Source organism: Luteolibacter sp. AS25 (assembly GCF_046736275.1).
Taxonomy (GTDB): Bacteria; Verrucomicrobiota; Verrucomicrobiia; order Verrucomicrobiales; family Akkermansiaceae; genus Luteolibacter.
The window spans coordinates 173,464-195,658 of sequence record NZ_CP151837.1 but is presented as its reverse complement, the minus strand read 5'-3'; the positions used below and the strand labels follow the sequence as shown (position 1 = coordinate 195,658).

The following is a 22,195-nucleotide window of genomic DNA, read 5'->3' as shown; positions in this document are numbered from 1 at the left end:
GCTGCTGAAAAAAATTTCAAATCCTATCCGAGGCTTTGGGAAAATCGGTCGCGAAAGTGATCCTCCATGATGCAGGCCTGCTGCTCGATATTGTAGGATTCAAATGCCTGACCTGGCGAATATTGATAGCCGCCATATGGTCCGTATCGGAAAAACATGAGAAGCTTTTCCAGTAAGAGGTCCACACCCTGCTGGAACTGCATGACATGGGTAAGCTCGTGTATCAGATGAGCCCGAACAGGCAACGGAGCCTGGGAGAAATCATCCGCAAATGGTCCGTTGATAAGCTCGCTGTCCGGGTGGAACCATATATTCCCATCCGGTGCCATGGTGGTGTTTCGAGGCTGGAAAAAATAAGCCTTTTCTCTCATCAGCCGGACTCTGTGAAAATCGATCTTATCAGTGAGGACCAGCTTCGACATCTCGATCTCACCTTGGGTCAGCGGACGGGATTTCCAACTTGGCGATGCCACGGCGATGAATGCGAATTTTCCGGGAAATTACTGCATTCGCTCAATGATCGGACGGCGGTGCAATATCTTCCTCTCCTATTGCAGCAACGGGGCGGCGAATCCGGTCAACCATATGCTGAATATGTTCCGGAGGTTCCGGTGTGAACGATCTGACGATAAAGGCGGTCGCGAAGTTCACCAACATACCTACGAAACCGATTCCCTCCGGTGATATGCCGAAGAGGCGCTGATCCGCGGTGCCGCCGAGGAATTGGAAATATATGATGTATCCCATGGTGAAAAGAATTCCGCAGATCATACCGGTGATTGCGCCTTCCTTGTTCATGCGTTTGTAGAAAATACCCAGCAGAAGGGTCGGGAAAAACGAAGAGGCCGCGAGGCCGAACGCGAACGCCACTGTTTTCGCAATGAAGGCGGATGGTGGATTTATGCCGAAATATGTAGCTACTCCGAGGGCTACGAATGAAGCAATCCGGGCATATTTTACTTCGTCCTTATCACTGAGATCCGGCTTGATGATGTTCTTCATCAGATCGTGGGAGATCGATGTGGAAAGCACGAGTAGCAGGCCTGCGGCTGTCGATAGGGCAGCTGCAATGCAGCCAGCCATCAGAAGTGCGATAACCCACTTCGGAAGCCCGCCCATCGCAGGAGTTGCCATAACCATGATATCCGTCCCGAAATAGAGCTCGTTGGGATTTGTCAGATCCGGTTTCAGGGAGAGCAAGCGCTCCCCGTGCTTACCTGTTTTCAGGGATTCATCCGCATCTGCGGCGGGATATTTCGGATTCCCATCGTCGCTGATGAACACCTCGTTGTTTTTCTTAGCCGCGCTTGAAGTTGCGGGACCAAATATATTGATGATCCCATCATCGTTTTTATCCACCCATGCCATTTGGCCGGTGGCCTCATACTCCGCGAGCCATGACGGAGCCTCTACGTAAGGGGTATTGTTGAGCTTCTCGATCAGATTTACCCTGGAAAACGCGCCGATCGTAGGCGCTGTGAGGTAGATCACCGCGATGAAAACCAGCGTCCAACACGCGGATTTACGGACGGCTTTTACATCCTTTACGGTAAAGAACCGGACAATCACATGGGGCAGGCCCGCTGTCCCGCACATCAATGCTGCGGTGATACAGAACATATCAATCTTGGAAAGCGATCCATCCGTGTATTTCGAGAAACCGATGGAAGTATTGATATTGTTGAGCTTCTCAAGGAAAGGGACCGGCGGAGCGTTTCCCTGTGTATAATCACCAATCAGACCGAGCTGCGGCACTACATTGTTCGTGAGAATGATCGCGATGAATACCGCAGGAATAGTATAGGCAAAAGCCATGACGCAGTACTGAGCCACCTGCGTGTAGGTGATGCCTTTCATGCCTCCCAGGCCGGCGTAGAAGAAAACAATCGAAGCACCGATAACCACGCCAAGTGGAATCCCGATCCCAAAAAGCTGGGAAAACACCACTCCCACTCCGCGCATCTGCCCCATGATATAAGTCATGCAGATGAATATGGCGCATAGCACCGCGACAAAGCGTGCGGTCTTGGAATAGAAGCGATCACCAATGAAATCAGGGACAGTGGATTTTCCAAATTTCCGGAGAAACGGAACCATCAGCACCGTCAACAAAACAAAACCACCGGTCCACCCCATCAGAAAGCGGGATCCGTCATAGCCGGATGAGGCCACAACGCCGGCCATGGAGATAAATGTGGCCGCAGACATCCAATCCGCCGCCGTAGCCATTCCATTGGCCAAGGGTGATACACCACCACCCGCTGTGTAGTATTCCTTGGTGGAAACCGCGCGGGATTTCACGGCAATGCCGATATAAATGGCAAACGAAATGCCGATCAAAATGAAGTTCCAGGTATCTTGGGACATTGTAGTTTATTGGTTTTTTTCCAGAGAGACGTAGCCACTGCTTTTGTCCAGGCGGTTCATCAGAAAGCTGTAGGCAAGGAGAAGCAGGATAAAACTGATGATCGAGCCCTGCTGGGCCATCCAGAATCCGAAGGGAGCACTTCCAACCTTCGGAAAATTAACGTCCAGCCAGTCGCGGAACAAAATACCGCAACCAAAACTGACCGTGAACCACACCACCAGAATACAGCTAAGTATCGTTATATTCTTTTTCCAATATCGGGAGCCTTGTTCAGCGAGCTGGGCAGCCGAAGGTTCGGGTGGGGTTTTATCGTTCATAAATAAATTACTAGCCTCCACGAATACACAAGCGGTGTGCGCAAGGGAATGGGGAAATCAAAAAATAAGACCCTTACACCCCTATCGTTCGGAAGATTGATTTTCTACTCCATTGGAAATCACCGGCCACAAGTGAACCAATCCTGCAGTACGAAGCCCAACCACTCAGCAGCGGTCTGCGTATCTTGCCTTCCAGATACCGAGGGATTCCTTGATTTCCTCAGTTTCACGAGTCGGACTGAGCTCCCAGATCAGCGGACAATTCTCAGGGAAAAATGGTAGCAATGAATCGTAATCGAGCGTGCCGGTGAACGGAACCCGGTGATCGCGGGCCGGCCATTGCACATCGTGGACATGCCCGCCAATGAGATGTGGGGAAATCGTCTCCAGCCACTCATGATGATCCAGCAGACCCAGGTTATGCTTTAACTGCACGTGACCGAAGTCATGCCAATAACCGATCCATGGATTATCCCTGAAATGCTCCTGAAGCCTCACCATTTCGCGCTCATTCGGCATATCCTCGAAGCGGGAGCGGGATTCCACCGCTAGCTTCACCCCGTATTCCTCTGCCTTAGTCACAATCTCCTCAAGCGCCTCAATCGCCCGGTGATAATAGAGCGGAGCGATTTTTTCGCGTTTTTTGATGAACTTGATCTTATCCTTCACATAACTTTCTGTTCTCCCCTCCCCGGCAGATACCTTGGCGGTGAGTGGTTTGGTGAACTTTTTCGCGTTCAATGGAGTGGATCCCATGTGAAGCACCACATATTCCGCACGGAATTCAGCTGCCAGCTCAAGGGTTTTTAAAGTCATATCCATCGCCCGTTTCCGATCGTAGGGCCGGTGGGAAGTGTATTCATACGCATCCGGCGCATCGATCATGACCTCCACAGGCGAAGGGAAATAATTGTGAACCCCGGCGCAGCGGAACATCCCGGCGGCGAAGGCCTTTCTGATCCCCGGGATCTTCGCCACAGTCATCCCGTGGGAAAGCTCGAGATTCTGAAATCCAAGATCGAGGATCTCTTGAACCATCGCCTCGCCATCCGTGTGGCGCGCGTTATTCCAGCAGGTAGAGAAGGCAAGCATCTCGCAAAACCCTACCCGCTAAATCTAAAATTCTAAACGCTATTTCGGTCCCACCAACAAATTGGCCTTCGCAAACAATCCCGCAATCGTTGATTCGGCCCGCTTCATATCAATATTATCGCAGCGAAAGATATTGGCAAAAATATATCCATTGATGATCACCACAGGCTTTCTTCAGGTTAGAATTCGATCAGGCCACAAAACCACCACCACAGCATTACACGTAGTTTTCGCCTGACATAGAGAGAAGGACGAGGCCGCTCGGAGATCACCCTTAAGATCTTACAGCTGATGAAAATATAGGTCCCACAAGCATGACGTCATGACGTTATTGCGAATCCCACTTAAACCCATACTATGCGTATCCAACTCTCCCCATGCACATTATTACCAAACAGAAAAGCACCAGGCATAACGGCATGACGTTGCTGGAGCTCACCGTTGTAATTTTCGTGCTACTTTCCCTAATCAGCATCCTTTTCGTAGGTGCTAGAGGCTGGAAGAGGGGATCCGACCGCGCCACCTGTGTAATGAATATCCGGCAGGCCCAGCTTTGCCTCCGCTCCCACCAGAACGTAAATGGACTCAGCCAAGGGACCACCATCAACATGTTCACCGATATCCTCGGACCCGATAGCTATCTTTCCGTCCCCACCTGCCCCGCCGGCGGAAATTACAATTATATAGCATACATCCCCGCCCAAGGCGAGCTAGCCATGTGGTGTTCATTGGCCGCTACCCAAGAGCACGAGCCAGCCCTTTTCGGAGACTGGTAGTAAGCACAATTCCGTCAGGATGGTGTCGGTAGAGGGTGCGCTGGCAACCAGGTTTTACGTTTCGCGGCTTGCCACACGATGATGAAGCGATGAATTTCTATTTCATGAAACGCTCCATGGAAGAACAGTCGCAGCAGCCCCAGATCTTCGTTTTCTGGATCATGTGGTTCGCTATCCTTTGTGGGATTTTCATCATCCAGTTCGCCATCGGCGGCGGCATTCCCACAGGTTCGGATTCCGGAGACGCACCTTCCCTACCTCTAATTCTTGCCATCGTCCCGGCAATCGCCTCCTTTGCGATCCGCTTCATCCTCATCCCCAAGGCCTCCGAACTCGTCAAACTCCTCCCACTCATGATCATCGGGCTGGCTCTTGCGGAAAGCGTCGGCCTCCTCGGATTGTTCCTCATGCCAGCGGAGTTTCCTCACACCAAACTCGTCCTTTTCGCCACTTCCGTCTTCTGCATTCTGGTCTACGCACCTGTCTACGCCAGCGCCGTGATAAAGCGCGAAGAAGTGCGGTAGGCAATTCCGCATACCATGCTGCTTGCAATGAAAACGCCGCTGTGGTCACAGTCTGCGGAAGAATATGTCCAAGCAGCAGACCGCCATCACCCCGACCAGAGAGCAGGATTTTCCAGAATGGTATCAGCAAGTCATCAAGGCAGCTGATCTTGCGGAAAACTCCGAAACACGCGGCTGCATGGTCATCAAGCCTTGGGGCTACGGCATCTGGGAGCTCATCCAGCAGCAGCTGGACCGCCGTTTCAAGGAAACCGGCCACCAGAACGCCTATTTCCCCCTTCTGATTCCACTGTCTTATCTGGAAAAGGAAGCCGAACACGCGGAAGGTTTCGCCACCGAATGCGCGGTCGTCACACATCACCGCCTGGAGGTCCAGAAGGACCCGGAAACCGGCAAAACCAAGATGATCCCAACCGGTGAACTCGCCGAGCCATATGTCATCCGCCCTACTTCTGAGACCATCATCGGCGCAGCCTTCTCACGCTGGGTCCAGTCCTACCGCGATCTCCCTCTGCTCATCAACCAATGGGCAAACGTCATGCGCTGGGAAATGCGCCCACGCCTTTTCCTCCGCACTGCGGAATTCCTCTGGCAGGAAGGCCACACCGCGCACGAAACCAAGGAAGAGGCCATCGAGGAAACCCGCATGATCCACGGCCTCTACGAGGAATTTCTCCGCGATCACCTTGCGATTCCTAGCGTTCCCGGTGAAAAATCGGAAAACGAGCGATTCCCCGGCGCCGATATGACGCTCACCGTCGAGGCCATGGTCCAGGATTGCAAAGCCATCCAAGCGGGCACCTCCCACTACCTCGGCCAGAATTTTTCGAAAGCGCAGAACATTTCCTTCACCGGGCGTGAAGGTGATGTCGAATTCGCCCATACCACCTCATGGGGCGTTTCCACCCGCCTCATCGGCACCCTCATCATGGCCCACTCTGATGATGATGGTCTGGTCCTGCCACCTAGAGTCGCCACCCAGCAGGTCGTGATTATCCCGATCACCCCGAAGGATGACACCAAAAATGCCGTGCTTGAAGCATGCGATGCACTCGCGAAAACTCTCCGCTCCACCAGAACCTATCACGGCGATCCTATCCGCGCCCACGTCGATACCCGCGATGTAAAAGGCGGCAAAAAGTGGGACTGGGTTAAAAAAGGAGCCCCGATCCGTATCGAGATAGGGCCCCGCGATATTGAATCCCGCAAGGTCTGCATGCAGCGCCGCGATCAACCTGCGAACGAGAAATGCTTCATGGATAAGGAAGATTTCCTGCAGAACGTATCGGAAACGCTTCAGGAAATTCACGAGAATCTCCTCACCCGCGCCACCGAGTTCCGCAACGAGAACATCATCGCATGCAATGACGCGGATGAATTCGACGCTCATTGGGAAGGGAAAAATCCCGGCTGGCTGCTTACCCCATGGGCCGGCACATCAATGGAGGAAGAAACACTTTCCAAGCATCATAAAATCGCCATCCGCTGCCTTCCAATCGAGAAATCCGGCCTCCCGCCTGAGCTTCTGGAAAAAGTCGGCGACAAATGCTTCCTCAGCGGAAAAGCCAGCAACGGCATAGCCATCTGGGGCCGCAGCTACTGATTTCGGCTGCGCCGGATATTCACTTATCCCGGCGCATTTGTAGACTTAAATACTGTAGTCCAAGGTGCAGCCAATGGTGATCCGCGGCGCGAAATCCCATTTTCCTTCTTTCCTTGGATCGGAGGCCTCGATCACAGCGGCAAAGGTGCTTTTGTAGCTTCCATCGGATTGTGAAACCACCTTTTCACTACCTGGCACCATCCACATGCGGAAGATGCGGTCCTCGCTTTCCAACGTGAGAAAGTAGACCTTGTTCTCCTTATCCTGGATCACTGTCTCCTTTGCCCCGTTATTTGTGATCTTGTAGGACTTTCCATCAATCGTGAGTTCGACGTGTTCAAAGGTCCCCACGATATCCTGCACGCTGATCTTCACGGAAGTGCGCCCGGAAGATGTTTTCCCTTCGATAATTGCCGAACCACTACCTGCATACAAAGGTCCGCACACGAAAAACATCACCAGCATCAATCTATGAATCATGCCTTGGATTCATTCAGAAAATGCCCTCTTCACAAAGGGAAAACGGGACCGCTGGCTTAGATCAGCTTCACCAACTCGTTCTCGATGATATTCTCACACTCTATGATCTGACGCTGGCGCCTAGCCTTCGCCTCTTCCGCGATTTGCTGCAGCGCATCGATATCATAAAGATAAACCTCCTCGATCTCGCCCACAGCCGCATCGATATCGCGGGGAACAGCGATATCAATCAGGAACAAAGGACGGAACTTCCGGGCACGGCGGACAGATTCGATCTCTTCCTTGTGGATGATCGTGTGGGGTGCACCAGTGGATGAAATTACCACATCCACATTTTCTAGAACTCCCAGCCAGTCATCGAAACGGACAGCCCTACCCTTCATCTCATTCGCCAGCTCGATGGCTTTGTCGTGCGTGCGGTTCGCCACAATGATCGACTTCGCTCCGCGCGAAACCAAAGCTTGTGCGGTAAGGCGGCTCATTTCTCCTGCCCCCAGGACCATCACCTCGCTATTCTTCAGGTGTCCGAAAATTTTCTCAGCCAGCTCCACTGCCACGTTCCCGATCGAGGTGCTACCCTCCTGGATACGCGTCATTGTGCGGACTTTTTTACCGACGCTGAATACCTTCTGGAAGAGCTTGTTCAGCATCGGACCAGTGGTGCCCGCCGCATGTGCCTGCTGGTATGCCTGCTTCACCTGGCCGAAGATTTCCGTCTCTCCCAGTAACATGGAATCCAGCCCGCTCACCACCTTGCACAAGTGCCGTGCGGCATCGCGTTTATCATGGCGGTAGAATGGCTCCTCATGGCCATGAACCTTCTCCGCCAGACTTTCCTCAAGCCTGCGGAACATCTCCGGCGCGCTCTCCGCAGCCAGGTAAAACTCAGTCCGGTTGCAGGTGGAGACGACGACACCTTCGGTTGCGCCGACCAGTTTCAACAAATCCGCTGAGGCCATACCGAGTTTGGTATTACCCACGGCAAAACGCTCACGCACTTCTACAGGCGCGGTCTTATGATTCACTCCCAGGCAGACCAGTTCCATCAGACGAAGGCGAAAACCCCAAGTGAAAGGACGAAAAGAATCACCGTCCCCAGCGCAAACTTCCGTCCGGTGATTCCGCGGACGCGCTTAACAACCATCATCACCGCGTAGCACAGCCATACGCCCAAAGCGGCATATACGTGACCCCACGCGTCATCCTCGTGGGGCATCAGCAGCCCCGCGATGATCCCGATACTGAGAAGAAACATCCCGAGCCAAAGCAGGCGCTCCAAGGACACTAGCAGCTCCCTCACAGGTGGTAAAAAATTGAACAGCCCTCCGGTAAGATCGTGCTTTTTCAGCAAGTGATCCAGCACCAGAAACATTACCCCTGCTACTGCGGCAAGAGCGAGAGCACCATAGGCCAGCACGGACATAGCGGAATGCGTTTCCCCCCATGCGGTGGTGTTCTGCACTTTGATCGGGTCGGATACCAGTTGGTTGGGCAATAGCGCGAAACCCTGGAAAATAAAGACCAGTGGAGCGGAGAAAACACCCAGTAACGAGATCCGGTAAACAGGCCCGATCAGCAGATAAAACAACGTAAGAGACCAAGCGAGAAATACAGAGATTTCCGCAATACTCCGCAACGGGCACGCCCCACGCATTTCCCCGCGCAGCAAGAGATAGCCGATCTGGCAGAGCATAACCCCACCCATCCAGTAAACCGTCCACCGGCTCCGCTCATCATGCCTCAGCACGAGAAGACCCCGCACACCTGCAATGGCGGCGAGGATAGTAGCAGCGATGAGAAACCAGCGGTCCACCCCCTCTCCATCGCCGCTACCGGCGAATCATGCAAGCTCTACCGACTACGGAGCTGTCGCAAATGCCTGGGCATCGCCCCTTTTCTGCCCCTCAGGGGAAACCCACGGATTGCTACCTTTTTCCGTAAACACCGCAATCCCGATGACTCCCACATTCCGCGTATCCCCGTATTTCAGATTCGCATAGGAATTCGAGACATTGGAAAATTCGAATTTCGCGATGCTATTTTGACTCGTCCGGAATCCCTCGATCTCAAGGAAATCGCCCGGCTCGATAATATATCCACGTTTGGCAAAATTGGCGGTCTTACCGTCCTGAACATCCAGCCCATCCACACTTGCCACGATCTCCAGACGGCTCTTTGTCCTGTTTTTGATGTAAATCGAATAGTCCGATCCTTTTTTCCCTGCTACCAGGCGCCGGCCGTAGCCATTTTCCTTGTAGGTCGGGAGAAATCCGAAACCGCCCTTGATGCCCCACTCCACCATATTTCCAGCTGCAGTCTGCGCCCCGGAAACCTTCCTCGGGCGACTCGACATACCATCAATCCCCGCCGGATCATTGTAATAGACCACATCTGTTCCCGCCGGCTTCGAGGAGCTACGGGTAAAGCCTACCTGCCGGGTTTTCGCTCTTTTCTCATCCCCCCAGCCTGTTGCCAGACCAGATCGTTCCTTTGCTGGCGAGGGAGATACCGAATCAGCCTGCGCAGGAGCCATCGAGGACGGCTGCTGCGAGCATGAACTGAAAAACGCGGCGACGAGCATGGCTCCCAATGCAAATGAAGTTCTAGGTTTCATAATGCTAGAAAAACAGCACTTAAGAACCTCCCGGTCAACCATCAAATGCACCTTTACCAGCATTTAAGTTGCAGTTTTCCCAGCATCCGCCAAACTGCGTAGTGTGAAACGATTCGAAGAAGGCCAGCTCTCACGTAGAGAGCGACAGGTAATGGACATCCTTTTCCGCAAAGGAAAATGTACCTCCGAGCAAGTAATGGAAGAGCTTCCGGATCCACCCAGCTACTCCGCCGTGCGCGCTCTCCTGGCAACTCTCGAACAAAAAGGTCTGGCGACACACTCGAAATCCTCCCGGAAATACGTCTACGAAGCCACCGTCCCGGAAAAGCGAGCGAAACGCTCCGCCCTGAAGCAGCTCATGGCTACTTTTTTCGACGGTAGCCCGGAAAAACTAGTGGCCGCCCTACTTGATCCAAAGGATCAGAAGCTCAGCGAAGACGAAATCACCGGCATCCGAAAACTCATCGACGAGCGCACCGATTCCTGATCAAAATTCCCTGCTGATGATCGCATTTGTAGTATTTTCGCTCTTTGCCAGCCTGCTTGTCTATGCCGTGGGCCGGAAAGATGCGGCACGTGATCCCAAGCTCACCGTTTGCCTCATCCTCCTCTTGGCGGCCTTCCCATTGTTATCGGTGGCAATGCCTAAATTCTCCCTGCTTCCAGCTACAGAAGCGTCCACCCCAGGCGGGGACTTTCCGTGGTTGGGTATTCTTTTCGGCATTTGGCTGGCCGGATTCGTCTTCCAGCTGGCACGCCTCGTCTTTGCAGTGAAGTGCCTTTCCCGCTGGAGAAAACTATCCCACGAAACCGATCGTAAAAATGGGATTTCCATCCGTTTACTCGATGGGCTGGAGAGTCCCGTGGCCGCCGGGATTTTCCACAAACTTATTTTCGTCCCACATGACTGGCACCTCTGGGAAGAGAACCGCAGGGAAATGGTCATCGCCCACGAAATCGCCCACCATCGTAGAAACGACCCATTCTGGCGTCTCTGCGTGGAGCTGGTTTGCGCGGTCCACTGGTATCATCCTCTGGTCCACTGGATGTCCAAACGCTACATCATCCAGTGTGAATACGCCTGTGATGAGTCCGTGATCCGTAGCGGAGCGAATCCGCGCGCCTACGCACACACCCTCTGCGATGTGGCACAGAAAAAGGCAGCCCCGACATTCGCCTTCGCCATGGCGGATAAATCCTCGCTGGAACTCCGCGTGAGACGCATCTCGGAGAGCGGTAACCGCCGGAAATCCTTGGCCGTGGCCGTGGCAGCCATCACCGGCCTGCTCTCCGCACTCGCCCTCTCCGCAATCGGAAGCGAGAAACCAAAAGGGATCACCCCGGATGCGGCCGAAATACAACTCAGGCTGACCGCCAATCCCTTTCCGGGAGAGTAGCAGACCCCGGCAGATCGCCGTCAAACCTTCTGGAAACGTCCGTTTTTAAAACTTGAAGGTCTGCGAGTTGCGCTGATTATTAACACTGCTTTTATGAAACCCTATTTCACTCTAGTTCCCCTAGCTGCCACCCTCGCGCTAGGCTCCGCCCTGGCTGCGGATCTACCTGATAAGAATCATTTCAAGATCGAAATACTCTCGAAGGGTTTCACTGATGCGATGGAAATGGCGATCGTCGCTTCCGGCGATATTTTCATCACGGAGCGCACCGGAGCACTGAAATGGTATTCACCGAAATCCGGGGAGGTTAAACTTGTGAAGCAATTCGAAGTTTCCGTAAAAACCGGCGACAAATCCAGGGAAACCGGGCTCCTCGGAATTACAGCCCATCCAAATTTCATGAAAAACGGGTGGATCTACGTCTACTACTCCCCGAAGAAGGAGGAGATCCACAGACTCTCCCGCTTCACCTTCAAGCAAGGCGAGATCAGCGATGAAAAAGTCATGCTGGAGATCTCCCAGACCCGTGAGAAAAAGGTCTGCCACGAAGGCGGCTCACTTGCCTTTGATGGCTCGGGAAACCTTTTCCTCTCCACCGGGGACAATACAAACCCCTTCGATTCCGACGGCTACCCGCCACTTGACGAAAGGGATGGCCGGGAACAGGCGAACTCCCAGCGCAGCTCCGGAAACACCAACGATCTGCGCGGTAAAATCCTCAGGATCACACCTACCGATGATGGCGGTTATAAAATTCCAGAGGGAAACCTTTTCCCTGCGGGAACAGACGATACCCGCCCTGAAATCTTCGTCATGGGTTGCCGTAATCCATGGCGCATCGGCACGGACAAGCGCAACGATACCCTCTACTGGGGAGATGTGGGGCCGGACGCCCGAAAAACAGGGCCGCGCGGCCCGAAGGGCTATTGCGAAATCAACCAGGCCGCCACCGCAGGCAACTACGGCTGGCCCTACTTCGTAGCCGATAACAAGGCCTACGCGGGCTTCAATTTCGAAACCAACGAGCTGGGCGAAAAATTCAATCCGAAAGCCCCGCTCAATCAATCGCGCCTGAATACCGGCCTTGAAAAATTACCTCCCGCCACCACACCGCTATGGTTTGAGAATCGCTCCTGTTACTGCGCCGGCCCGGTTTATTACCACAGCGACTACCCCGAGAGCGGAGACAAACTTCCGGAAGCGCTCGATTCCTGCCTCATCACCTACGATTGGAACAACGGCCACATGCAGCTGACCAAGCTGGATGAAAAAGGTAAAATGATCTGGAAAGAGGACTTTCTCTCCGGAAAAAAATTCATCCATCCCTCCGATGTTGAACTAGGCCCGGATGGAGCAATGTATGTGCTCGAATACGGATCCGGCTGGTATGATTCGAAAAACGGGAAGCTTAAGAAGATCACCTACTCCGCTACAGAACTCGCTGGAGGCGATGACGATGGCCCTGACCCGCGCCTGGAAGGCCTTAACATGAAACACCCCGGCGCAGCACTACTTGCGGAGGCCACCTGCCTTTCCTGCCACCAGACACAAAATAAATCCATCGGCCCGCGCTATGTTGACGTAGCGGACCGCTACAAGGACACCGCTGGAGCAGAAAAAACGCTCATCGATAAGATCCGCAACGGGGGATCGGGCGTCTGGGGAGACATTCCGATGCCACCGCATCCGCAATACAACGAGGAACAGGTCAGCCAAATGGTGGACGCAATCCTTTCCCTCGATACGGGCGGCCACAAGGAGTGAACCGGGCCGCGGGTTACTCGAACTTGATGTAAGCGTAACCGAGGTGCTGCAGATTGATGATTCGCGGGAACGCGCCGCGAACGGTAGCCACTCCATCGACCAGATCGGTGGACTTCACCTCTTTTTGCTCCATTGTGCTCTCGCACAGCTCGATGCTCACACCGCGCTTATTGAGTTCCTTAATCAAGGATTTGTTGGGATTTCCGGCAGCGCCTTCCGCCTTGAGACGCTTCCGCGTGGAATCATTGACAAGCGCTTTGATCGCATCGCCATGGAAGACCAGATGTAGATCGATTTCTTCGTCGGGAACATCGTTCGCGTTGTAGGTATCCAAAAGCTTCTTCGCGTAGACCAGTGCACGCCCGCTCTCACCTTTGAGTTTGTCGTCGCTGACTTGGTAGACGATCTTCAGATCCTTTTTCACCTGTATCGGGATGCGGACGTGACCCGCTGAATCTGTCACGGCACCGGCACGCGCCCGGCCCATGGCTTCACCCGCCGCTTGGGCGGTAATAACCCCCATCGCACTGAGCGCGAATACAAGCGAGAGCTGCTTGGTAGCTTTAAGAAATCGAACTGGAAATCTGATCGGTCGCATCATCACTGTTATAAGAGCGGCAAGCTCCACCGTTTATTCCTGTAATTTCTTTAAAACTACAGCTCCATCCTCTGCAGCCATCTTTCACGCCGGAACCAGGTCTCCTGCCGTTTCGCATATTGCCGGGTGGCAAAAACAATTAGTTCCTCACATTCGTCACGGGAAATTTCACCTCCCAGATATCGCCGGATTTCCTTCACCCCTATGGCCTTCTCCCAGTTCCCGCCGATTCCATCCAGCTTCTCCACCTCTTCGATTGCTCCTTCATCCAGCATCTGATGCGTGCGCAGGGCGATGCGCCTGTGGAGCTCTTCACGCTCGCGGACCAGCCAGTAACCGGTCAAATTCTGATCCAGTTCCCGTGTTTTCAGCTCCCAGCCATCGCGCAACTCGGAAACTTTTCCGCCGGTCAGCAGACAGATTTCCAACGAGCGGGAAACATAGCGTTTGTTGCCACGATTCACCTGAGCGGCCTCCACCGGGTCCAGAGTTTCCAGTTCCTCTAGTAGATCTTCCGTCGTCCTTGCGTCGAGCTTAGTGCGCAAAACCTCGTCCCCCTTCGGCAGCGGCGAGGGACCGTGGGTGAGGAATTTCAGGTATAATCCGGAACCACCCACAATAATCGGCGTTTTCCCGCGTGCCTGTAGTTCGGAAATTACAGGAGCCACCATTTCGCAGTAGCGGCCGGCATCGCAGTGCTCTCCTGGCTCCAGAACTCCGAAAAGATGATGGGGGAAAAGCGATTTTTCCTGCTCGGACGGCGCCGCACTAATGATCTCGATTCTCCGGAAAAGCTGGAAGGCATCGGCATTTACGATTTCTCCATCGTGCTCTTCCGCCAGACGGAGGGCATGGGCCGTTTTACCGGACGCAGTGGCCCCGCAGACGTAGATGGGAGCAGGAAAGGAAGGCATGACTATGCCAATAGAAATGCCAAGGAACCGGATCGGTCAATTTATCAAATTGACCCGCACCCCAGCGGCCGCACCTTCCCCCTATGGGAATCGCCTTCGACAACTCTTACGCCCGGCTTCCGGAACGTTTTTTTTCCAGCCAGATGCCGGCAAAAGTGCCTGACGCGCAGCTGATACGCTACAATGATGAACTGGGTAAACAGTTGGGAATCCCGGAGGACCTCGGAATGTTTTCGGGAAATCATCTACCGGAAGGAGCACAGCCTATCTCTCAGGCATATGCGGGACATCAGTTCGGCGGATTCAACCCCCAACTAGGAGACGGACGCGCAATCCTGCTGGGTGAGGTGGTCAATGATCACGGAAAACGGCGTGATATTCAGCTGAAAGGCTCCGGCCGCACGGCTTTTTCCCGCGGAGGCGATGGAAAATCCGCTTTGGGACCGGTGTTGCGGGAATACATAGTTAGCGAAGCAATGCACGCGCTGGGCGTGCCGACCACCCGGGCATTGGCCGCTGTAGCCACGCGGGAAGCGGTGATGCGTGAGGAGCCAACCCCCGGCGGAGTTTTCACGCGGGTTGCAGCGAGTCATATCAGGGTCGGGACATTCCAGTTCTTCGCAGCGCAGCAGGATACCGAGGCGGTGCTGGAGTTGGTAAACCACTGCATCGCACGCCACTACCCGCAGGCAGCCACGGCGGAGAATCCAGTACTGGCATTTCTGGAATGTATCATCGAAGCACAGGCAATGCTGATGGCCAGGTGGCTCCCGCTGGGATTCATCCATGGAGTGATGAACACGGATAACTGCTCCATTTCAGGAGAAACCATCGACTACGGCCCATGTGCCTTCATGGACGATTTTCACCCGGATTGCGTCTTCAGCTATATCGATAGGCAGGCACGCTATGCATGGGGAAATCAGCCGACGATCTGCCATTGGAACATGACCCGTCTGGCAGAAACCCTACTTCCGATTCTCGATCCGAATGCCGAAAGAGCGAAGGAACTGGCCGAGGGAGCACTAGGCCAATTCATCGGTCATTTCCAAGAGCCATACCTCAATGCCTTTCGGGAAAAACTGGGCCTCTCCACGGAAAAGGATCTCGCAAAAAGCGGAACATTCCTGAAATCCACCTTGGGCACGATGGCACGCGAGGAGGTGGATTTCTCCCTATTTTTCAGGCACTTGGCAGCAGAGAATCACGTGGAGCTCATTGCCCTCTTCAAGAACCCCGAATCAGGTAAAACTTGGCTAAACGAATGGCAATCAATCGAAAGACCGGCGGATTCCCTGGTGAAAATGAAGGCGGTAAATCCGATCCGCATTCCCCGGAATCACCAGATCGAAAAGGTGATCCAAGCCGCCTACCGGGATGACTTCGCGCCATTTCACCGAATGGTGGAGGGGATGAGCGATCCCTTCACGGAAAAAGCAGAGTATGCGGACCTGGAAGCCGCACCACTGCCGGAAGAGCGTGTGCAGAATACCTTCTGCGGCACTTGATTACGCAGTTTTTCACTCAAGATATTTCCACAGTCGCCATCCATTCTATAGCGCTTCCACTTCCGTGAAATAAGCACCACCGGCCCTGCCTGCTTTGTCGTAGAGATATGTTTTCAATTCCGCAGGCCCTGCGGGAAGATCCAGTTCGAAAACCACGCCTCTAGTCCCCTGCTCTACTTCTGATTCCACCATTTTACCGGCTATCTCGACCTTGGCACGCTCTGCCACCACAGGCTTATCCGCTGCAATCGGCCATTGTCGGAGAGTGATGCGATATCTGCCAGCCTGCTTCACATTCACCCGCCATGGAGCGGTGACCCGTGGCAGTTTTGCAATTTTGGCGTAGGAGTATGGAGGGTATCCCTCATCGTTCATGAACCAGTCCTGTGAGCAAAGCTCGGTGGGATTGTCCGTAGGGTTTCCGAGATCGATCCTCGCCGGCTCTTTCAACCTTGGTGAAACGGATTTCCAGAACTCCAGATAATAGCCGCGCAATTGCTCGACGACCTCCGGATATTCCTCCGAAATATCATTTCGCTGAGCCGGGTCAGCTTCGATATCGTAGAGTTCCTGTTTCTTGGAATTCACCAGGCGCCAGCGCTCCGTGAGCACGGTACTATCAGCAAATGGAGTATCCAGCGGCGTGCGCCCGTAAGAGCCTCCATGATACTGGACAACCAGATGATCACGCTTCCAATTTTCTAAATTTCCAGCCAGTAGCGGAACCAGCGATTCCCCATCGGATTGATATCCCTCAGGCGCCGAAATTCCACAGAGCTCCGCAAGGGTGGGCAATACATCAATATGAGCGGCCAGTGTATTAATATCCCTTCCGCCTTTTAGATTTCCTTCCGGCCAGTAGATGAAAAACGGGACATGAGTGCCGCCCTCATATACGGAGGATTTCTTCCCGCGCATTCCGGCGTTGTATCCCGCGATAGCTTCGGATGCCAAGCCCCTGAATTTCGCTCCGGCGGCAGTGCCGTTATCGGTCATGAAAATCAGAATCGTATTTTCTGCAAGACCCATTTCCTCGAGCCGCTCGCGTAGAATTCCCATGTTATGGTCGATGTTTGCGATCATTCCGTAGAAATTAGCGAACTGCGCCCACTTCGGGTCTTTCTTATACGGCGCAGCCCATTCAGGCGGCACATGATATGGGCCGTGCGGCGCGTTCAGCGGAAGGTAGAGAAAGAATGGCTTCTCCTTGTTTTCCTCAATAAAACGGAGCCCTTCGGCAAAAAAAACATCAGTGCAGTAACCCTTGAAATCCTCGAATTTCCCGACCTTGCTGCCCGGAGTTACCCGCTCGTAGGTATCGTCGAAATAATCGTTCCCCCAATAGTCGGAACCCTGGCCGATTCCTCCGCATCGGTGCCATACCACATCCTGGAAACCACGGTCCTGCGGACGATGCGGAGCATTGTCCCCCAGGTGCCATTTCCCCGCCATACCGGTGGCATAGCCATTATCGGCAAAGAGATTTGCAACTGTATACTCATCCACCTGCATCGAGGAGCGGCCCCCGGTGGTCCGGAAACCACCCGTGCGCCCGGCGTGGTGTCCCGTCATCAGCGAGGCCCTGGTAGGGGTGCAAAATGGGCTGACGTGGAAATCATCAAACCTCACGGACTCACTGTGAAGCTTGTCCAATTCCGGCGTTTTTAGCACAGGATTCCCATGACAGCCGAGATCCCCGTATCCTTGATCATCGGTGAGAACGAGAATGACATTTGGTCTTTCCGCCCCAAATAAGCAGGCAGCGGAATAAACAAGGCCGAAAGCAGCGAGAAGGGTGTTTGGGAATTTCATAAAATTAAAGGTAATCACCTGGCAACTACCATGGAACGCTCCTAAAAAGCGGACTTCTTCGTTTTACAGATGATTCACCGACATACGAGAGAACTCCAGAAATCTTTCAAATCTCTCACCGTTGGTGACGAAAATTCCCCATCATCGATGGCATCACTTGACTGGACGGATATTCCGCTGCTTTCATTCCATCAGCGCACTTACTGAATGGCAGTAGCTACTTTCTAGAACGGAAATTTCCCGCCTTTTCCTCCCATGCCGGGAGGCAACTTTCCTTCCATGCCTTTCATCAGATCGCCCATGCCACCGGCACCGCCCATCTGCTTCATCATGTTCTTCATCTTGCCGGGAGATTTCATCATCTTCCGCATCTCGCCGAATTGTTTGATAAGCTGGTTCACCTGCATCATCGAAGTCCCGGATCCGGCCGCGATCCGCTGGCGGCGGGAAGCCTTGATGATCTCAGGGCGGGATCTTTCGTAAGGAGTCATGGAGAGCACGATAGCCTCCGTGCGTTTCAGTTTGCTGCTATCCAACGCACCCGCAGGTAGCTGTTTTTTGATCTTATTGAATCCGGGCATCAAACCCAGCAGACCCTCAAGCGGCCCGAGATTCTGAATCATCTTCATCTGGTCCAGGAAGTCATTGAAATCGAATTTTCCAGACTGCATGCGCTTCATCGAGCGTAGCGCATCCTCCTCGTTCACCTTATCGGCCACGGATTCCACCATGCCCACGATATCGCCCATGCCGAGAATCCGGTCAGCCATGCGCGATGGGTGAAATTCTGTGAGCTGATCGAGTTTTTCACCCTCACCGGAATACTTGATAGGCTTACCGGTCACCTCGCGCATCGAGAGCGCAGCACCACCGCGTGCATCACCATCCAGCTTTGTCAGCACAATACCCGTAATGCCCACTGCTTCATCGAAATGGGTAGCTACCGAAACCGCCTGCTGTCCGGTCGCCGCATCCGCCACCAGCAAAGTTTCCTTCGGATTCAGGAATTTATTCAGCTCCTTGAGTTCCTCGATCAATACATTGTCGATCTCCTGGCGGCCCGCGGTATCGAAAATCAGAACCGTTGCACCCTCTTTTTCGCCAAAGGCGATCGCCTCACGCGCCACCTTGATCAAATCTTTCTCCCCCGCCTCAGGAGCGAACACTGGCACATCCACTTGTTTCCCCAAGGTCTGGAGCTGCTCCACCGCCGCCGGGCGATAAAGATCGCAAGCCACCAACAACGGGCGACGGCCATCTTTTTTCAAGCGGCGCGCAAGCTTCGCGGAAGTTGTTGTCTTACCAGCACCATTGAGGCCCACCATCAGAATCCGCGCCGGAGGATTCAGGTCCAGCGGCACATTGTCGCCACCCAGCACACGCGTCAGCTCATCCTGGAATAGCTTTACGATCTGCTCCCCGGGCTTGATGGATTTCAAAACATCCTCACCCATCGAGGCCTCTTTCACCCGTGCAATCAGGTTCTTCGCCACACCGAATTCCACATCCGCCTCAAGCAACGCAATACGGATTTCCCGCAATGCATCCGTGATATTTTTCTCGGAAATTTTTCCCACACCGCGCAAATCGCGGAAGGTTTTGTCGAGGCTGTCGCTGAGTGCTGAAAACATAATCTTGAAAGACCTTAAATTTTAAAATTTAAAGCTCAACTGCGAATTCAAATCCGCCCCACCAGATTTGCTTACTGATCCGGCAAATACGCCGCACCGCGATCAATCTGGAAACCCCACTCAAGCGGAGACTTGGTCGGATTTCCGCCCGTATCGCTCCAAGTGACCTTCACCTTGCAGACAGCCTGCCGCAGCCTGCGGTTCACCCGCCACGTGAACAATTTCCCCTCGCTTGCATAATTCGCCGGCACTTCCCCGAAGCCGGCAACGTGCATTTTCAGGGTAGCCGGATCGATATTTTCAGCACTGCTCAGGTCCACTGAAATCTCGGGCAGGCGTGTATTGATAATCGCTCCGGGAAGCGGCTCCACAGGAAATGGCAACTCCTTCTGCAGCCCGGCTGCGCTTCCCGCGCCCGCCACCGAGGAATCCCGGAAACTCGTCGCAAACTCAAAGATACGGTCATAGTTACCCAGAATCACGTAACGTGGCAGATTCCCGTTCGGCATATTGATTTTCACCTTCCCGGGCTGCACAGTGAACATGTGTTTGTAGCCCACTTCCTCTCCCTTCCTCAGCATTTCCTCTGTGAAATAGCCACCCGGATATGCATACGTGAGCACCTTCCCGCCGAATTTCCCCTCCAGAAACTTCTTTGATTCCGCCATCTCCACATCGAGAAACTTTCCGTATTTTTCTTCGCCGCCAACGCGCGCTGTCTTCACCTGCTGCGGCAGCGGATGAGTGGTCGAATGGCTCCCGATGTTCGCCCCATTCTGCATCATCTCCGTAATCATCGCAGTCGTCAGCGCCTTCCCGCCTCCGTCGACATAGTTCTTATATAGATAAACGGTAAACGGGTAGCCGAACTCCTTCAGAATCGGGTAGGCATCCGTGTAAACCGATTTCCAGCCGTCATCGATCGTGATCACCGCACACTTCTGCGGGATCGTTTTCCCCCCGTTTTTCCAACCGATGAAATCAGCCATGGAAATCACCGGAATATCCAGATCATGCAATGCCTGCATCTGCTGGCGGAATTTATCAGTCTTGATCCGCATCGCTGTTTCGCGCTCGGAACTGGAGAAATCGTGGTAGCCCAGCACGGACACCCGCACCCCGTCATCCGGAATGTCGAGATTTATCAATGGCTGGGCAGCAGGCGGACTATCCTTCGGCTCCTCCTGCGCGGACAACGCCGGCAACAGACCGAAAAACGAAATCAAAACCATTTCCGAAAGCTTCATATGCCGGAATGCTAGCGAACGGCGCACCCTTTGCAACAACCTGATCCTGCCTTGCGATTTTCTTGAAAAAATTCAAAATCATCCGCGATGCGCAAGCCCTTCCCGCAGTTCGAATTTCTCTTCCCCCCCAGGAAGCCGAAATCCGAACCCTCGCATACCAAGGAAGGCTACCCGATAGATCCAGACCTGACCGACTGGTCGAGGAAGGCCACCGAACAGCTGGACCTCCCGAAGCTTTCTGTCCAGATCACCGCCTGCTGGAACCCACGCATGCGCACCACCGCAGGTCGCGCCTGGTGGCCGGCCTGCCAGATCGAGCTGAACCCGAAGCTTCGTGAAATCTCCGAGCAGGAAATCTGGCGCACCCTCAAGCACGAGCTAGCCCACCTCATAGCCTACCACCGCGCGGGACGGAAACGTATACAACCCCACGGCACCGAGTGGAAAACGGCCTGCGCGGATCTTGGAATCGCAGGAGAAACCGCCCGTCACACACTCCCCTTCACCGGTCGGAAACAAAAGAGGCGCTACGCCTACACCTGCCCTGTCTGCTCCTCCACCATCCAGCGCGTTCGCCCTTTCCGCCGCGCCGTCGCATGTCACACCTGCTGCAAAGCCAAGAACGGAGGCCAGTATCACGACCAATTCCGCCTCGTCAGAAAGACGCTCTAATCACCGGAACCGATTCCTGAACAAACTTCGTTAACCCCACCGCTTCCCATTGCAGCGGGAAAAAATCCCTCTAAACTACCTCCATGACACCTGATCATCTTCAATTTTTCCAACTCTCCCTCATCTACGGATTTTCCCCGACTCTCATCATTCTGATGGTCGGCTCCGCACTTGCCAGCTGGCTCGTCAGCCACACGCTCAAGAAGCGTTTCGCGGAATACTCGCAGATCCCCATTCGCTACACCGGCGCGCAGATCGCACAGACCATGCTTCGCGAGAGCGGCATCAATGATGTCCAGGTCATCAGCACTCCAGGAAAACTCACCGACCACTACGATCCACGCACGAAAACCGTCAATCTCAGCGAATCCGTCTACGCCATGAACAATGTCGCAGCCGCTGCCGTGGCCGCGCACGAGTGCGGCCATGCCGTGCAACACGCGAAAGCCTACACCTGGCTCACCCTCCGTTCGAAAATGGTCCCGGCAGTACAATTCGCCAGCACCGCAATGAACGGCCTGTTGATCGCTATGCTCGTAGCCTCCGCCTTCCTTCAGACCCCGCTGTTTCTCTACGTTTGGGTAGGACTTTTCGCCATCACCACACTCTTTTCCGTCGTCACACTCCCAGTCGAGTTCGATGCCAGCAAGCGCGCGCTCGTATGGCTAGAGAACTCCGGCGTATCCTCCTCAATGGAACATGAGAAAGCTAAAAACGCGCTGTTCTGGGCCGCCATGACCTACGTTGTCGCAGCGATCAGTTCACTCGCCATGCTCATTTACTACGCATCCATGCTGCTCGGCCGCAGGGACTGATCCCGGCATCCAGATTTGACTCACAAAAAAGGGACGGCTAACAACCGTCCCTTTTTTATTGTC

22 protein-coding genes are annotated in these 22,195 nt (G+C 53.9%); 9 read left to right on the top strand and 13 right to left on the bottom strand.

Going from position 1 to position 22,195, the window contains the following annotated elements; all coding sequences use genetic code 11:
• Window positions 1-23 precede the first annotated feature (23 nt).
• From AAGA79_RS00890 to AAGA79_RS00875, 4 genes are all read right to left on the bottom strand, one after another.
• Window positions 24-473 carry a vgr related protein gene (locus AAGA79_RS00890; protein ID WP_411826897.1) on the bottom strand — a complete coding sequence of 150 codons (450 nt, stop codon included), beginning with the start codon at window positions 471-473 and terminating at the stop codon, window positions 24-26.
• A 40-nt stretch (window positions 474-513) separates the two neighbouring features.
• On the bottom strand, window positions 514-2,367 hold the full coding sequence (locus AAGA79_RS00885) for a sodium:solute symporter family protein (RefSeq protein WP_411826896.1): 1,854 nt from the start codon (window positions 2,365-2,367) through the stop codon (window positions 514-516).
• A gap of 6 nt (window positions 2,368-2,373) precedes the next feature.
• Window positions 2,374-2,685, bottom strand: a complete 312-nt coding sequence (locus AAGA79_RS00880) for a DUF4212 domain-containing protein (protein ID WP_411826895.1) — start codon at window positions 2,683-2,685, stop codon at window positions 2,374-2,376.
• Between the two features lie 165 nt (window positions 2,686-2,850).
• On the bottom strand, window positions 2,851-3,777 hold the full coding sequence (locus AAGA79_RS00875) for a sugar phosphate isomerase/epimerase family protein (protein ID WP_411826894.1): 927 nt from the start codon (window positions 3,775-3,777) through the stop codon (window positions 2,851-2,853).
• A 377-nt stretch (window positions 3,778-4,154) separates the two neighbouring features.
• Between AAGA79_RS00875 and AAGA79_RS00870 the strand changes: the two genes are divergently transcribed.
• From AAGA79_RS00870 to proS, 3 genes are all read left to right on the top strand, one after another.
• Window positions 4,155-4,553 (top strand): type II secretion system protein, encoded by a 399-nt coding sequence (locus AAGA79_RS00870; RefSeq protein WP_411826893.1) that lies wholly within the window; start codon window positions 4,155-4,157, stop codon window positions 4,551-4,553.
• An 89-nt stretch (window positions 4,554-4,642) separates the two neighbouring features.
• Window positions 4,643-5,077 (top strand): hypothetical protein, encoded by a 435-nt coding sequence (locus AAGA79_RS00865; RefSeq protein WP_411826892.1) that lies wholly within the window; start codon window positions 4,643-4,645, stop codon window positions 5,075-5,077.
• Between the two features lie 64 nt (window positions 5,078-5,141).
• Window positions 5,142-6,680, top strand: a complete 1,539-nt coding sequence (gene proS, locus AAGA79_RS00860; RefSeq protein ID WP_411826891.1) for a proline--tRNA ligase — start codon at window positions 5,142-5,144, stop codon at window positions 6,678-6,680.
• A gap of 45 nt (window positions 6,681-6,725) precedes the next feature.
• On the opposite strand, the gene AAGA79_RS00855 is transcribed toward proS, so the two are convergent.
• Genes AAGA79_RS00855 through AAGA79_RS00840 form a run of 4 tightly spaced genes read right to left on the bottom strand, consistent with a single transcriptional unit; the run spans window position 6,726 to window position 9,774 of the window.
• Window positions 6,726-7,160 (bottom strand): hypothetical protein, encoded by a 435-nt coding sequence (locus AAGA79_RS00855; RefSeq protein WP_411826890.1) that lies wholly within the window; start codon window positions 7,158-7,160, stop codon window positions 6,726-6,728.
• A 56-nt stretch (window positions 7,161-7,216) separates the two neighbouring features.
• Window positions 7,217-8,206, bottom strand: a complete 990-nt coding sequence (gene hemA, locus AAGA79_RS00850; protein WP_411826889.1) for a glutamyl-tRNA reductase — start codon at window positions 8,204-8,206, stop codon at window positions 7,217-7,219.
• A complete protein-coding gene (gene ccsA / locus AAGA79_RS00845) occupies window positions 8,206-8,973 on the bottom strand; it encodes a cytochrome c biogenesis protein CcsA (protein WP_411826888.1) in 768 nt (255 codons plus the stop codon). The genes hemA and ccsA overlap by 1 nt, the downstream gene beginning before the upstream one ends.
• 45 nt (window positions 8,974-9,018) lie before the next feature.
• Window positions 9,019-9,774: a hypothetical protein gene (locus AAGA79_RS00840; RefSeq protein ID WP_411826887.1), complete on the bottom strand. Its 756-nt coding sequence runs from the start codon at window positions 9,772-9,774 to the stop codon at window positions 9,019-9,021.
• Window positions 9,775-9,877: 103 nt separating this feature from the next.
• Here AAGA79_RS00840 and AAGA79_RS00835 point away from each other — a divergent pair, with 103 nt between their 5' ends.
• The 3 genes from AAGA79_RS00835 to AAGA79_RS00825 all read left to right on the top strand — a co-directional run bounded on the left by AAGA79_RS00835 (window position 9,878) and on the right by AAGA79_RS00825 (window position 12,935).
• On the top strand, window positions 9,878-10,261 hold the full coding sequence (locus AAGA79_RS00835; protein ID WP_411826886.1) for a BlaI/MecI/CopY family transcriptional regulator: 384 nt from the start codon (window positions 9,878-9,880) through the stop codon (window positions 10,259-10,261).
• A gap of 16 nt (window positions 10,262-10,277) precedes the next feature.
• On the top strand, window positions 10,278-11,171 hold the full coding sequence (locus AAGA79_RS00830; protein WP_411826885.1) for a M56 family metallopeptidase: 894 nt from the start codon (window positions 10,278-10,280) through the stop codon (window positions 11,169-11,171).
• 93 nt (window positions 11,172-11,264) lie between these two features.
• Complete coding sequence (locus tag AAGA79_RS00825; RefSeq protein ID WP_411826884.1) at window positions 11,265-12,935, top strand: PQQ-dependent sugar dehydrogenase; 1,671 nt, start codon at window positions 11,265-11,267, stop codon at window positions 12,933-12,935.
• 13 nt (window positions 12,936-12,948) lie between these two features.
• On the opposite strand, the gene AAGA79_RS00820 is transcribed toward AAGA79_RS00825, so the two are convergent.
• The gene (locus AAGA79_RS00820; RefSeq protein WP_411826883.1) at window positions 12,949-13,536 is read right to left on the bottom strand and encodes a DsrE family protein; all 588 of its coding nucleotides are present in this window, start codon (window positions 13,534-13,536) and stop codon (window positions 12,949-12,951) included.
• Window positions 13,537-13,589: 53 nt separating this feature from the next.
• Window positions 13,590-14,447 carry a tRNA (adenosine(37)-N6)-dimethylallyltransferase MiaA gene (gene miaA / locus AAGA79_RS00815; protein ID WP_411826882.1) on the bottom strand — a complete coding sequence of 286 codons (858 nt, stop codon included), beginning with the start codon at window positions 14,445-14,447 and terminating at the stop codon, window positions 13,590-13,592.
• Window positions 14,448-14,530: 83 nt separating this feature from the next.
• On the opposite strand from miaA, the gene AAGA79_RS00810 reads away from it, so the two are divergent.
• Window positions 14,531-15,955 carry a protein adenylyltransferase SelO gene (locus AAGA79_RS00810; protein WP_411826881.1) on the top strand — a complete coding sequence of 475 codons (1,425 nt, stop codon included), beginning with the start codon at window positions 14,531-14,533 and terminating at the stop codon, window positions 15,953-15,955.
• 45 nt (window positions 15,956-16,000) lie between these two features.
• Here AAGA79_RS00810 and AAGA79_RS00805 read toward each other — a convergent pair whose 3' ends face one another.
• From AAGA79_RS00805 to AAGA79_RS00795, 3 genes are all read right to left on the bottom strand, one after another.
• Window positions 16,001-17,767 (bottom strand): arylsulfatase, encoded by a 1,767-nt coding sequence (locus AAGA79_RS00805; protein WP_411826880.1) that lies wholly within the window; start codon window positions 17,765-17,767, stop codon window positions 16,001-16,003.
• 224 nt (window positions 17,768-17,991) lie between these two features.
• Entirely contained in the window at window positions 17,992-19,398 is a 1,407-nt protein-coding gene (ffh, locus tag AAGA79_RS00800; protein WP_411826879.1) for a signal recognition particle protein, read from the bottom strand.
• 71 nt (window positions 19,399-19,469) lie between these two features.
• Entirely contained in the window at window positions 19,470-20,645 is a 1,176-nt protein-coding gene (locus tag AAGA79_RS00795; protein ID WP_411826878.1) for a polysaccharide deacetylase family protein, read from the bottom strand.
• Between the two features lie 87 nt (window positions 20,646-20,732).
• Here AAGA79_RS00795 and AAGA79_RS00790 point away from each other — a divergent pair, with 87 nt between their 5' ends.
• Window positions 20,733-21,317: a SprT-like domain-containing protein gene (locus AAGA79_RS00790; protein ID WP_411826877.1), complete on the top strand. Its 585-nt coding sequence runs from the start codon at window positions 20,733-20,735 to the stop codon at window positions 21,315-21,317.
• A gap of 155 nt (window positions 21,318-21,472) precedes the next feature.
• Window positions 21,473-22,132: a zinc metallopeptidase gene (locus AAGA79_RS00785; protein ID WP_411828204.1), complete on the top strand. Its 660-nt coding sequence runs from the start codon at window positions 21,473-21,475 to the stop codon at window positions 22,130-22,132.
• Window positions 22,133-22,195 lie beyond the last annotated feature (63 nt).